Here is an 11999-nt window from a genome sequence, read left to right on the forward strand (position 1 = left end):
AATGGCGGAAGATGCCCAAAGTAGCGCGGCGCGCCTACCCCACCCGGGCGCTAACGCCCACTCGTCTTCTCGTCTTCTCGTCCTCCCGTCCTCTCGTCAGACACCACCCACCCGTCGCGCACCGTCACGATCCGGCTCCCGTACTGTGCGTTCTCCTCCGAGTGCGTCACCTGCACGATCGTCGTCCCCGCCTGGTTGAGCCCCACGAACAGCTCCATGATGTCGCGCGCCTGCGACGAGTGCAGGTTCCCCGTGGGCTCGTCGGCCAGGAGGAGCGCCGGCTTGGCGATCACGGCGCGCGCCACTCCCACGAGTTGCTGCTGCCCCCCCGAGAGCTGGCGCGGGTAGAGATCCTTCTTCCCCACGATCTGGAAGCGGTCGAGCGTGTCGGCCACGATGGCGGCGCGCCGGTCGCGCGGGACGTCGCGGTAGGACAGCGGGACGTCGAGGTTCTCGGCCACCGTGAGGTCGTCGAGCAGGTGGTACTGCTGGAAGACGAAACCGATGTGGCGCCGGTTCAGCGTTAGGCGCTCCTTGTTCCCCAGCGCGTGCACCGGCGTCCCCCGCAGGAAGTACTCGCCCGTCCAGGCGCCGTCGAACATTCCCAGGATCGAGAGGAGCGTCGACTTGCCGGCCCCGGATGGCCCCATGATCGTCACGAACTCGCCAGGGTTGATGTCGAGCGTGACGCGGCGAAGCACGTACGATTTCCCCATCGGGAGGTCGTACGCCTTCTCGACACCGCGCATCGAGACGAGCGGACCGGTGAACACGTCGTCGGCGACGGTCGCGTCGGGCTTGCTGCTGCGGAAGAGCGCCATGGAGACGGGAGAGGGGAGACGGGAGACGGGAGAATGGAACCCGTGGAGTCTACTGACTGCGCAGCGCTTGCACGGGATCGAGGCGCGAGGCGCGTCGCGCCGGAAGGTAGGCGGCCAGCGCGCACACGAGGAGGATGAGGAGCGTCTGCGTGGCGAAGGTGAGGGGATCGGTGGCGCTGATGCCGAACACCAGCCCGCGCAGGAGGCGGGCGCCGCCCCATGCCAGCGCCAGCCCCACCGCCGCCCCCACGCTCGCCAGCAGCATCGCCCGCCCCATGATGAGCGTCACGACCTCGCGACGCACCGCGCCCAGCGCCATGCGGATCCCCAACTCGCGCGTGCGCAGCGAGACGGTGTAGGCCAGCGCCGCGTAGATCCCGATGATGGCCAGCACGAGCCCCAGGAGCGCGAAGGCGCCCAGGAGATACGCACCGAACCGGATGCGACCGAGCGCGCTCCCAGCGCGCTGCTCCAGCGTGCGTTCGTCGTACACTGCCAGGTCGCGACTCTCGGCGCGCACCGCGCTGCGCGCGCTGGCCGCCAGCTGCATGGGGTCGCCCGCCGTCCGCATGAAGTAGAGCCCGCGCCCCCACGTGACCTGCAGGTACGAGCCGTAGAACTCCGCGTGCGGCTCGCGCCCCACCGCTCCGTAGTTGATGTTGTCGATGACGCCGACAATCTCCGCGCGATTCCAGGCGCCGAAGCCTATCCCGATCGACTTGCCCACCGCGTCGCCCCGCGGGAAGAGGCGCTGAGCCGCCGCCAAGTTGATCACCGCCGCCATCGGGGCGCCCTCGCGATCGCGCGCATCGAGGAATCGCCCGGCGATCAGGCGTCCGCCCACCGCCTTCAGGTAGCCGTCGTTCACGACGTGCACGCCGATGCTGGGGCGTGCGCCCGATTCGGGAAGCGCGACGCCGTCCACGCTCAGGACGATCGTCCCGGGGCACTCCTCCGAGAGCGGCGCGCACTCGTCGGTGCCGACCGCGGTGACGCCGGGAAGGGCGCCCAGTCGCGACACGAGCGATGTGCGGAACGCCGTGGCGCGCGAGCCGGCAAACATCGAGTCGCGCGGCGGCTGCACACGCATCGTGTAGACGCCGCGGGCGTCGAACCCCGCATCGACGCCGCGCGCCTTGGCAAACGATCGGGAGAGGAGCCCAGCGCCCACGAGCAGGAGGAGCGAGAGCGCAACGTTCCCCGTGACGAGGAGCGCACGCGAGCGCCCACGCCGAAAGGTGAGTCCGCCCTCCGACGATGCGCCGGCGCCGTCCTTGAGCGCCTCGCCCAGTCGCGGGCGCGAGGCGCGTAGCGCGGGCACCACGCCGCACAACGTCCCCGTCACGAGCGACAGCGCCAACCCGAACGCGAGGACGCGACCGTCCAGCCGCACGGCCGACAGGTCGAGGAACTGCGCCGTTTGCGTGCGCAGGTGGCCGCCGCTCGCGGGGACGAGGGTGCGCACGGCCTCGGTGGACCAGCTCGCGACCAGGATGCCCAGCACGCCGCCCGTGAGCGACAGCAGCAACGTCTCGGCCAGCAGTTGCGCCGCCACCTGGGAGCGCCTGGCGCCAATGGCGACGCGCACGGCAAACTCGCGCGTGCGCACGGCGGCGCGCGCCAGGAGGAGGTTGGCCACGTTCACGCACGCAATGAGGAGGACGCAGGCCACCGCCCCGAAGAGGACGAGGACCGAGCGCGAGAGCGACGCGTCCTCGCGCGCCTCGCGCAGCGTGACGGCGCGCGCCCCCCACACCGCGCCGTCCCCCGCCTCGGGGAGCGGATGCGCCGCCTCCACCTGCCGCCCTAACGCGAGCATCTCCGCGGAGGCGCTGGCCGCGCTCACGCCGTCGCGCAGCCGCCCCACCGCGTCGAACGAGTGGTTCCAGCGCTCGCGGAGGATCTCCGGGTAGGAGAAGCGAGGTGCGGCCGAGATCGGGGCCCACAGCGCCACCTCCCCGCTCAGCCCGCGAAAGCCGGCAGGTGCAACGCCGACCACGGTCACGGGGTCGCGCTCCAGCACGATCGTCCGGCCAATGAGCGAGGAATCGCCGCCAAAACGCCGCATGAAGAGCGCATGGCTCAGGACCGCCACCGGCGCCGCCTGCGGCGTATCGTCGCCCGGCTGCAGCCCGCGCCCCAGCGCCAGCGGGGCACGCAGCAACGTGAAGTAGTTCCCCGAGACGAGCTCCATGCGCAAGCGCTCGCTCCCGTCGCCCCCCGACAGCAGCAACTCCTGCGTCGTGTAGGCGGCCACTCCCTCGTACGAACGCTGCAGCGAGCGCATCGTTTCGAACTTGGGATACGACCACACGATCGCCTGCGTCTCCTCGTTGGGCGGGCGCACGGTGATGGAAAGGTCCATCAGCCGGTCGCTCCCCTGCCACGGGAGCGCGCGCAGCATCGTCGCCTCCACCACACCGTAGATGGCCGTCGTCGCGCCGATTCCCAGCGCGAGCGTCAGGACGGCGGCCGCTGACGAGAGCGGGGTGCGCGCCAGGGCACGCAGGGCCACGCGAAAGTCGGGCATCATGGCGTCGTCAGGCGAGAAGGGAAGCTGGCAGCGACAGTCGGGATGAGGATGCAAGGCCCATGTGCGAGCGCTGGTGTCGTGGCGGCTCGGCGTTCAGTCGGCGTTCAATCGGCGTTCAATCGGCGCGCAGCGCGCGCACCGGGTCCACGCGCGTCGCCCGTCGCGCCGGGATCCAGCTGGCGAGCAGCGCCACGGCGCCGAGCGTCAGCGAGACACCGATCAGCGTGATGGGGTCGGTCGCGCTCACGCGATAGAGCGCACCGCGCAGGAGCTGCGACAGCACCACCGCTGCCGGGATGCCGATCGCGAAGCCGATGCCGATCAGTCGCAGCGCCCCGCGCAGCACCAGGCGCATCACATCACCCGCGGTGGCGCCGAGCGCGATGCGCACCCCGAGTTCCCGGGTGCGTTGCGCCACGAGGTACGACATCACGCCGTACAGCCCGATGGTCGCCAGCAGCAACGCGGCGATCGCGAACACGGCAAACATCGACCCGAACACCCTCGGCTGGAACATCCGGTCACGCACCACGAAGTCCATCGTGGCCAGGCGCGCCAGCGGGAGGTCGGGGTCGATCGACGTCACCGCCGCGCGCACCGCCGCGGTCAGCGCCGCCGCATCGGCGATCCCGCGCACCGCGATCCCGGTCGACCCCGCGGCGCCCGGCGGGAGCGGCACGATGAGTTGCGGTCGACGGCGATCCATCACGCTGCGCGTCACCAGATTGGGCACCACGCCAATCACCGTGCGCGGCGCCGCCGTCGGCGCCCCAACGACCAACAGCTTGCCGATCGGCGACTCCCCCGGCCATTCGCGCTGGGCGAGCATCTCGTCGATCATCACGACCGGGGCGTCGATGCGGGCCTCGTCCTCCGCGATCGGGCGGCCGCGGCGCACGGGGACGCGCAGCGTGGAGAGGTACGACGGCGACACGCGCAGCAAACTCGCGGAGGGCGCCCCGCCTTCGCGGTACTCCTTCCCCTCCGGGTAGTACGGCGATTCCCTGCAGCAGTCGGCCACCAGTTGGCGGTCGATCGTCCCCACGTCGGCCACTCCCGGGATGGCGCGCAGCCGTTCATCGAGGACCGCGCGGAAGGCAGCGCGCGCGCTGTCGGTTGCGTACCGCGCGCCCGTTGGCGCCAGGTCGAAGGTGAGCAGGTTCTCCGTGGCGAAGCCCAGGTCGGCCTGCATCGTCTGCAGGAAGCTCTTCACCATCAGCCCCGCGCCGACGAGGAGCACCAGCGACAGCGACAGCTCGGTCACGACCAGCGTGGCGCGCGTGCGCCCCACCTTCGCCGTGCCGCTGCCGCCGCGCCCGCCGGCATCCTTCAACGTCTCGCCTAACGCGGGACGCGAGAGCTGCCACGCCGGGACGGCGCCGAAGACGAGTCCCGTCAGCAGCGTCGTCGCCGTGGTCACGAGCACCACCGTCCGGTCCACGTCGAACGTCATCCAGTACGGGACGGTGGTCGGCATCATCCGCTGCGTGAAGAACTCCACGCTCCACGCCCCCACCAGGAGCCCCAGCACCCCGCCGCCAATCGAGAGGAGGATGCTCTCGGTGAGTAGCTGTCGCACGATCCGGGCGCGCGATGCCCCCACCGCCATCCGCACTGCCACCTCGCGGTGCCGCGAGGCGCCGCGCGCCAGCAGGAGGTTGGCCACGTTGGCACAGGCAATCAGCAGCACGAAGCCCACCGCGCCGAGCATGATGAGGAAGATCGCCCTCACCTCGCGTGCGACGAGGTCGTTCCCCGGGACGATCCACGAGCTCCACTCGCTGTTGGTCGTTGGATAACGGAGGGCGTTCTGGCGCATCAGCGCCGCCACGCGCGCGTCAGCCTGCGCGACCGTGACCCCGGGCGCGAGGCGCGCCGCCACCTGATATGCGCGCGCGTCGCGATGCCCGCGCATCGAGGCCGGCGCCAGCGGGAGCCAGAGGTCGTCCTGTTCCGGGTAGCGCACCCCGCGTTGCATCACCCCAACGATGGTATGCGCCTCGCCGTCGATCAGCACGCTGCGCCCCACCACGTTCGGGTCCGAGGCAAAGCGCCGTTCCCACAGCCCCGAGCTGATCACCGCGACGCGCCCCGCCTCCTCCTCGTCGGGGCGGATGAAGCGCCCCCGCTCGGCGCGCAGCCCCAGCATCGGGAAGAGCGACGCCGACACGCGCGACCCGTTCACGCGCTCCGGTTGCTCCATCCCACCCACGTTCCACGTGCCCGCGAGGCTCGCCCCCACGGCGGCGAAGGTGCCGGGCAGCTCCGCCACATCGCGGTAGTCGTCGTACGACCAGCTCCCGTACGTGTGCCGCTCACCCGTGGTGCGCCACATGCTCAGGTGCATCACCCGTTCCGAGTCGGCGAACGGCATGGGGCGCACGAGCAGCGTGTTGAGCGGCGTCCAGATGAAGACGTTCGCCGCAATGCCGAGCGCCACGCAGATGGTCGCCGCCGCCGTGAACGTCGGTGACTTGGCCAGCGAGCGGAAGGCGAAGCGAATGTCCTGCGCGATGGAGTCCATGCGGCGCGCTCCAGCGATGGTGGGGCGCGGCCGCGAGGTGGCGCCGCGCACGGGACGTACCTATCCCTTCCAGAACGCCATGAGCGTCGAGAGTCCCGCCACCACGACGGCGCTGCCTAACGTCAACACGACGATGACGGCACCGAGGCGAGGGGCGGGCCTCACACCGGCGCCCCCGCCATCTCGTCCACCACACGCCCGTCAAACAGGTGAATCGACCGGTCGGCGTGGCGCGCGTAGCGCGGATCGTGCGTCACCATGCAGATCGTCGCGCCGCCGCGATGCAGCTCACGCAACAGCTCCATCACCGCCTCGCCGTTCGTCGAGTCGAGGTTCCCCGTCGGCTCGTCGGCCAGGAGGATCGCCGGGTCGCCCGCCACCGCGCGCGCCACCGCCACGCGTTGCTGCTGGCCGCCCGACAGCTGCGACGGATAGTGCTTCACGCGATGCGACATCCCCACGCGCTCCAGCGCGTCGTGCACGCGCTTCTTGCGCTCGGCCGCCCCCATTCCGCGATACGTCAGCGGCAGCTCGACGTTCTCGTAGACGGTGAGGTCGCCGATGAGGTTGAACGCCTGGAAGATGAAGCCGATCTGCCGGTTGCGGATGCGCGCCCGGTCGGCCGCCGAGAGGTTGGACACGTCCTCGCTGGAGAGCATGTACGTCCCGCCGGTTGGCGTGTCGAGGAGACCGAGAATCGAGAGGAGCGTCGTCTTGCCGCACCCCGACGGGCCGTTGATGGCGACGTACTCGCCAGGACGGATGTCCAGGTGGATGTCGGCCAGTGCATGCGTCTCCACCTCGTCGGTGTAGAAGATCTTCTTGATCCCCGTCATGCGGATGAGGGGTTCCGCGGCCGGCAGGTCGTTAGGCATGGTCATCGCTCGATTCTCACCCGGTTGACGTTGTCGAAACGCGACATGTCGGAGATGATGACGCTGTCGCGCGTCTGAAGGCCCTGCAGCACCTCGATGGTACTCACCGACGCCCGCCCCAGCTTGACGCTGATGCGCGTGGCGTTCTTGCCGTCGGCCTCGATGCGGAACAGCCCCACCGCCTGTTCCGGTTGCCCGTACGCCGGGCGCCCCACGTACAGCACATCGTCGAGCCGTTCGAGCTCGATCACCCCGTCCACCGACAGGTCGGCGCGCGCCCCCTTGGGAAGCTCTCCCTCGAGCGCGACCTCCACCGTCACCGTCCCGTTGGTCGAGATCGGGTCGACGCGCATCACCTTGCCGTTGATGATCCCGTTGCGCGTGTCGACCGCCGTCTTCTGCCCCAGCACGATGTCCTTTGCCTGCGTCTCGGGAACCCGCAGCACCGCCTTGAGCCGCCCCGGCTGTGCCACGGTGGCCAGCGTCTGTCCCGGCACCACCCACTGCCCCAGCTCCAGCGGCAGCGTTTGCAGCTGGCCGTCCAGCCCGGAGAGCACGCGCATGGAGGCCACGCGCTCCTGCTGGAAGCGCGCCACCGCACGCATCTGTTCCACGTTCGCCTTCGCCTTCCCCAGCTGCTCCGACATCGCGCCGGTGAGGATCTCCAGGCGCTTGGTCTCGAACTCGAGTCGGTCTTCCAGCTCCTTGACCGCGTCGCGCGCCTTCTCCACCTCGTTCTTCGACGACAGCCCCTTGGAGTCGAGCCCCTCGAAGACCCCCGCGTCGCGCAGCGCGTTGGCCCGCAGCGTCTTGATCTGCGCCACCTGCGACGCCTGGTTGAGACGGTTGGTCTCCAGCGTGGTGCGCAAGGTGACGAAGTCCTGCTCCGCTTGCGTCAGTTGCCGCTGCGCCTCGAGCGCCTGCAGCTGCACTTCCGGGTTGGAGAGCTCCAGCAGCACGGTGCTGGCGGTCACCTGCGACCCCGGGCGCAACGGGCGCGCTTCCACACGCCCCGCCGTCACCGCCGCCACGTAGCGGATGTTCTCCGGCACCAGCGTTCCCGGCGCGCGCACCTGCCGGATCATCGTCCCGCGCTGCACCGAGTCGACCCACAACTCACTGCGCGAAACGCCGGGGGGGCGCGCCTCCAGGTTGCTCAGCGCCAACGTAGTCGCCACCACGGCGACGACCGCGCCGGCGATGAGCAGGTTGCGCTTGGTCTTCTTCTGTGGTGCTCGCTTGATGTCCACGAGGGCGGGTTCGGCGGATGTAGTCGGCGAATTGGACAACCGCGGCGGCGCCGCGGTTTCGCCCCTGTCCAAGGGAAGTCCCGTGCCGCGATACGGTTCAGCGCAAGTCGTTGACGGGGAAAGCGTTAGGCAGCACGCCGGCGCGCGCGCCGATCCCCGTGGTGTGCGCTGGTGGGACGCGATGTCCGGAAGCGGACACTCTCACCCTCCGCGCCCACGCCGCATTCGCTCGCGCTCTCCCGCCAGACCGCGCCAGGTCGCGCCCACACACACGCTCCCCTCTAAGAAAAACGGCCCCGAACGGGCCGCCACCAGGAGATCGAAGAGAACGTCGCGCCGGAATCGCCGAGCGCCTACTGCGCGTCCCCCGTGCTGTCGGCGAGCGTGATCAGTCGGCGCGCACTCTGCCACTTTCGCAGAAGGGTGGGGCCCAGCGAGGCCAGCGAGGTCTCCACCACCTGGCGCCGCGACGTGCTGGCGTGGATCACCTTGCCGTCGCCCGCGTAGATCCCGATGTGGGTGATGCGGCGCTTGGTCCCGAAGGTCAGCAGGTCGCCCGGGCGCAGGTTCGCCGTGTCGCGCGCCACCTCGCGGCCAAACTTCGACTGCTCGTGCGCGGTGCGCGGGAGGGTGAACGAGAGCGCTCCCATCACGTAGCGAATCAACCCGCTGCAGTCGAAGGCCTTGCCCGGCGCCTGCGCCCCCAGCCGATACCGCGCCCCGATCTGCGACCTGGCCACTGTCAGGAGCGAGTCGCGCATCGCCGATTCCGCGGTGAGCGACGACACGGTGAGCAGCGGCATGTCGGTGGAGAGCGCCGCCACTTCATGGGGCTCGCTCATGCGGATGGAGAGCGAATCCTTGAGGCGCTGCGCCGACTCGCTGAAGGCGGCGAACGGCTTCCGGCGTACCCGCTTCTGCCTCGTGCTCCGCTGCGCGAACGCGTCGTGCGAGAGCACGAGCGTCAGCGTGAGGGCAAGCGCGAACAGTCTGGCGAAGCGGGGCATTGCGCTGGGTTGGCGTTCGTTGCGGCTCTACTGCAAGGCGATCGAGCGAGATCCAGGCGGTGCGGCACGCCGCACACTCGGCATACCACAGACTGCTGCCGAGCCGGCGGGGAAACTACCTGCCGAGTCGGCATCGGTAAGAGGACCCACGTCACACCGCCCAACTTTGCACTGGCCAGCTGGTCAGTACCCCGGCTTCATTCGGTGATACCGCGGCTTCAGGAGCCGGCGTCCTGATCCCCGCGGTAGATACACCCCGACGTACACGTCTCCCGGACCTGGATCTCGGCCAGCCCCGGAAGGGCGGGGACAAGGGAGCGCCAGATCCACTTCGCGAGGACCTCGCTGGTGGGATTCTCCAGCCCTGCGACGTCGTTGAGATATCGGTGATCGAGCTGGTCGTGGATCGGGGAGAATGCGCGCTTGATGTCGGCGAAGTCCATGACCCACCCCGTTTCCGCGCCCACGTCGCCCCGCACGGTCACCTTCACATGGAATGAATGCCCGTGCAGGCGCGCACACTTGTGTTCTGGTGGAACGTTGGGGAGGCGATGCGCGGCCTCGAAGCTGAATTCCTTGAATACGAGCATCGGGAAGGGGCAGAAGACGAGAGGACGAGAAGCCTGTCCCAGCGAAGGCTGGGAACGAGAAGCCTGTCCCAGTGAAGGCTGGGGACGAGACGACTGCCTTACCGGAGGCCGAGAGTCTTGTGGGTCTGCAGGCTCAGGTGCCACTGGGGGTGAGCCAGGCAGTAGCGGATGGCGGCTTCGGTGTTCTCGGCGCGCTGCGGGCCGTCCATGGGTTGGAGCGAGAAGTGGCGGAACTGGTAGTGCTCGAACCGTTCGGGGGGGGCGTCCGCTTGCGGGTAGACGAGCTTGAGTTCGTTCCCGGCCGTCAGGCGCAACTCGGTGGCGCCCTTGGGGCTGACGCAGATCCAGTCCAGCCCCGGCGGCGCGGGTTGGGTGCCGTTGGTCTCCACCGCGACCTCGAAGCCGGCGGCGTGCAGGGCGCGCACGGCTTCCTCGTCCAGCTGCAACAGCGGCTCTCCGCCCGTGCACACCACATACGGCTTGCCGCCGCCCCCCGCTGGCCAGCGCTTGCGCACCGCGTCGGCGAGTGCCTGGGCGGTGGCGAACTTGCCGCCGTCGGGGCCCACCCCCACGAAATCGGTGTCGCAGAACGGGCACGCCGCCGACTCCCGATCTGCCTCGCGCCCCGTCCACAGATTGCACCCGGCAAAGCGGCAAAAGACGGCGGGGCGCCCGGCGTGCGCACCTTCGCCCTGCAACGTGTAGAAGATCTCCTTCACCGTGTACATCAGGACGGGGGACGGGGGACGGGGGGCGGGAGAGGGTCCGGCGTGTGCGAGGAGGCGTCGTGCGCGTAGCGCGTGGGGTCGCGGATGCCGGCTTCGTGAAAGCCGCGTCGCCTCAGCAGGCAGGCATCACAATGGCCGCAGGCGGCGCCGTCGGCTGCGGGATCGTAGCAGCTCGTCGTGATCCCGTAGTCCACGCCTAACGAAACGCCGAGCGTGATGATCTCCCGCTTGGTGAGCGCCATGAGCGGCGTGCGGAGGGTGACCGGGCGCGTCCCTTCCACACCGGCGCGCGTGGCGAGGTTCGCCATCCGCTCGAAGGCGGCGATGTACTCCGGTCGGCAGTCGGGATAGCCGCTGTAGTCCAGTGCGTTCACCCCGATGAAGATGTCGCCTGCCTCCAGCACCTCGGCCCACGCCAGGGCAAACGCAAGGAAGATCGTGTTGCGCGCCGGGACATACGTGACCGGGATCTCGTTCGAGGGTTCGTCCAGCGGACGGTCCTTGGGAACCGCCAGGTCGCCCGTGAGCGCCGAGCCGCCGAACATGCGCAGGTCGATGTCGGCAATCACGTGCTGCGCCACGCCGAGTTCGCGCGCCACGTGCTGGGCGGCCGCGATCTCGGCGCCATGGCGCTGGCCGTAGCGAAACGAGAGGGCATGCACCGCATACCCCTCGTGCCGGGCAACGGCGAGGAGCGTCGTGGAGTCGAGGCCGCCGCTCAGGAGGAGCACGGCACGGCGCGTGGGGGGGGGGTGTTGGCTAGGCACGTGGTGACGGCGGTGTTAATGTCTCGAACCTAGTCGCCCCGACCACCAGTCTCCACGCCACGACTCCCTCCCCGTGCCGCGTTTCCCCTCTGCCGTTTCCATCCTCGCCGTCGTTGCGACGGTCGCGGCGTGTGCCCCCAAGGCGTCCGTTGCCCCCACGCCCGCAGCGCCCGCCAAGGAACCGCCGGCCCCCGATGGTCACACCGTCATCAAGGCGATGAACGATCGCTACATCGGGAAGTTCTACATGACGCTGACCTACAAGCAGAACGTCAGCATCATCGGCACCAACGGGCGCGAGACGCGGCAGGTGTGGAACCAGTACGTCACCCTCCCCGGACGCCAGCGCATCGACTACGTCCCGCTTGCCTCCCGCAGTGGCGTGCTGTACGCCGACGGCAAGCTCTACTCCTTCACCAACGGGAAGGTGGCCAACTCGCAGCCGGGGTGGCATCCGCTCCTCGTTCTCACCGGCGACGTGTACACGCAGATGCCGGACACCACAGCCATGCAGCTCGATTCGCTCGGCTTCGACCTTGCCATCGCCCGCAAGGACAAGTGGGAGGGGCGCGAGGTGTGGGTTGTGGGGGCGGCCGCGGGCGACAGCACGCGTTCGCAGTTCTGGGTCGACACCGACTCGCTCCTCGTGCGCCGCATCCTCCAGCGCGAGACGCGCGCCGGGCGCGTGACGGTGAACGAGACGCGCTACCTCAACTACAAGCCGGTTGCCGGCTACCCGGTGGCGTACAGCATGCGCGCCTATCGCGACGGGCGACTGTACTTCCGCGGCGAGTCGGTGAGCGTGAAGGAAGGCGAGCGGCTCCCGGTGGAGCTATTCGAGCCGCAGGCGTGGGTCACCTCGCAGCTCAAGCGTTAGGCACGGAACGCCGCCACACCCCGACTT

Annotated in this window: 10 protein-coding genes; 1 reads left to right on the forward strand and 9 read right to left on the reverse strand. The window is 69.6% G+C overall.

Annotated features, from left to right (window positions below; genetic code table 11):
* Positions 1-50 precede the first annotated feature (50 nt).
* From IT359_03255 to queC, 9 genes are all read right to left on the reverse strand, one after another.
* The gene (locus tag IT359_03255; protein MCC6927990.1) at positions 51-821 is read right to left on the reverse strand and encodes an ABC transporter ATP-binding protein; all 771 of its coding nucleotides are present in this window, start codon (positions 819-821) and stop codon (positions 51-53) included.
* 49 nt (positions 822-870) lie between these two features.
* Positions 871-3354: an ABC transporter permease gene (locus IT359_03260; protein ID MCC6927991.1), complete on the reverse strand. Its 2484-nt coding sequence runs from the start codon at positions 3352-3354 to the stop codon at positions 871-873.
* Between the two features lie 115 nt (positions 3355-3469).
* Positions 3470-5878, reverse strand: a complete 2409-nt coding sequence (locus tag IT359_03265; protein MCC6927992.1) for an ABC transporter permease — start codon at positions 5876-5878, stop codon at positions 3470-3472.
* Positions 5879-6039: 161 nt separating this feature from the next.
* Entirely contained in the window at positions 6040-6714 is a 675-nt protein-coding gene (locus IT359_03270; GenBank protein MCC6927993.1) for an ABC transporter ATP-binding protein, read from the reverse strand.
* A 41-nt stretch (positions 6715-6755) separates the two neighbouring features.
* A complete protein-coding gene (locus IT359_03275; GenBank protein MCC6927994.1) occupies positions 6756-8003 on the reverse strand; it encodes an HlyD family efflux transporter periplasmic adaptor subunit in 1248 nt (415 codons plus the stop codon).
* A gap of 353 nt (positions 8004-8356) precedes the next feature.
* Positions 8357-9010: a C40 family peptidase gene (locus IT359_03280; protein ID MCC6927995.1), complete on the reverse strand. Its 654-nt coding sequence runs from the start codon at positions 9008-9010 to the stop codon at positions 8357-8359.
* Positions 9011-9228: 218 nt separating this feature from the next.
* Positions 9229-9600 carry a 6-carboxytetrahydropterin synthase QueD gene (gene queD / locus IT359_03285; protein ID MCC6927996.1) on the reverse strand — a complete coding sequence of 124 codons (372 nt, stop codon included), beginning with the start codon at positions 9598-9600 and terminating at the stop codon, positions 9229-9231.
* A 98-nt stretch (positions 9601-9698) separates the two neighbouring features.
* The gene (gene queE, locus IT359_03290; GenBank protein MCC6927997.1) at positions 9699-10331 is read right to left on the reverse strand and encodes a 7-carboxy-7-deazaguanine synthase; all 633 of its coding nucleotides are present in this window, start codon (positions 10329-10331) and stop codon (positions 9699-9701) included.
* A complete protein-coding gene (gene queC, locus IT359_03295; GenBank protein ID MCC6927998.1) occupies positions 10328-11095 on the reverse strand; it encodes a 7-cyano-7-deazaguanine synthase QueC in 768 nt (255 codons plus the stop codon). Before queC ends, queE begins: the two co-directional genes overlap by 4 nt.
* A 73-nt stretch (positions 11096-11168) precedes the next feature.
* Here queC and IT359_03300 point away from each other — a divergent pair, with 73 nt between their 5' ends.
* Positions 11169-11972 (forward strand): hypothetical protein, encoded by an 804-nt coding sequence (locus IT359_03300; GenBank protein ID MCC6927999.1) that lies wholly within the window; start codon positions 11169-11171, stop codon positions 11970-11972.
* The last annotated feature ends 27 nt before the right edge of the window (positions 11973-11999 follow it).

It is taken from the genome of Gemmatimonadaceae bacterium, from assembly GCA_020852815.1.
Lineage (GTDB): Bacteria > Gemmatimonadota > Gemmatimonadetes > Gemmatimonadales > Gemmatimonadaceae > SCN-70-22.

What these genes read in the sequence shown, in the direction of transcription:
- IT359_03255 (MCC6927990.1), bottom strand. Translation starts at nt 821, where the DNA reads ATGGCGCTCTTCCGCAGCAGCAAGCCCGACGCGACCGTCGCCGACGAC.
- IT359_03260 (MCC6927991.1), bottom strand. Translation starts at nt 3,354, where the DNA reads ATGATGCCCGACTTTCGCGTGGCCCTGCGTGCCCTGGCGCGCACCCCG.
- IT359_03265 (MCC6927992.1), bottom strand. Translation starts at nt 5,878, where the DNA reads ATGGACTCCATCGCGCAGGACATTCGCTTCGCCTTCCGCTCGCTGGCC.
- IT359_03270 (MCC6927993.1), bottom strand. Translation starts at nt 6,714, where the DNA reads ATGACGGGGATCAAGAAGATCTTCTACACCGACGAGGTGGAGACGCAT.
- IT359_03280 (MCC6927995.1), bottom strand. Translation starts at nt 9,010, where the DNA reads ATGCCCCGCTTCGCCAGACTGTTCGCGCTTGCCCTCACGCTGACGCTC.
- queD (MCC6927996.1), bottom strand. Translation starts at nt 9,600, where the DNA reads ATGCTCGTATTCAAGGAATTCAGCTTCGAGGCCGCGCATCGCCTCCCC.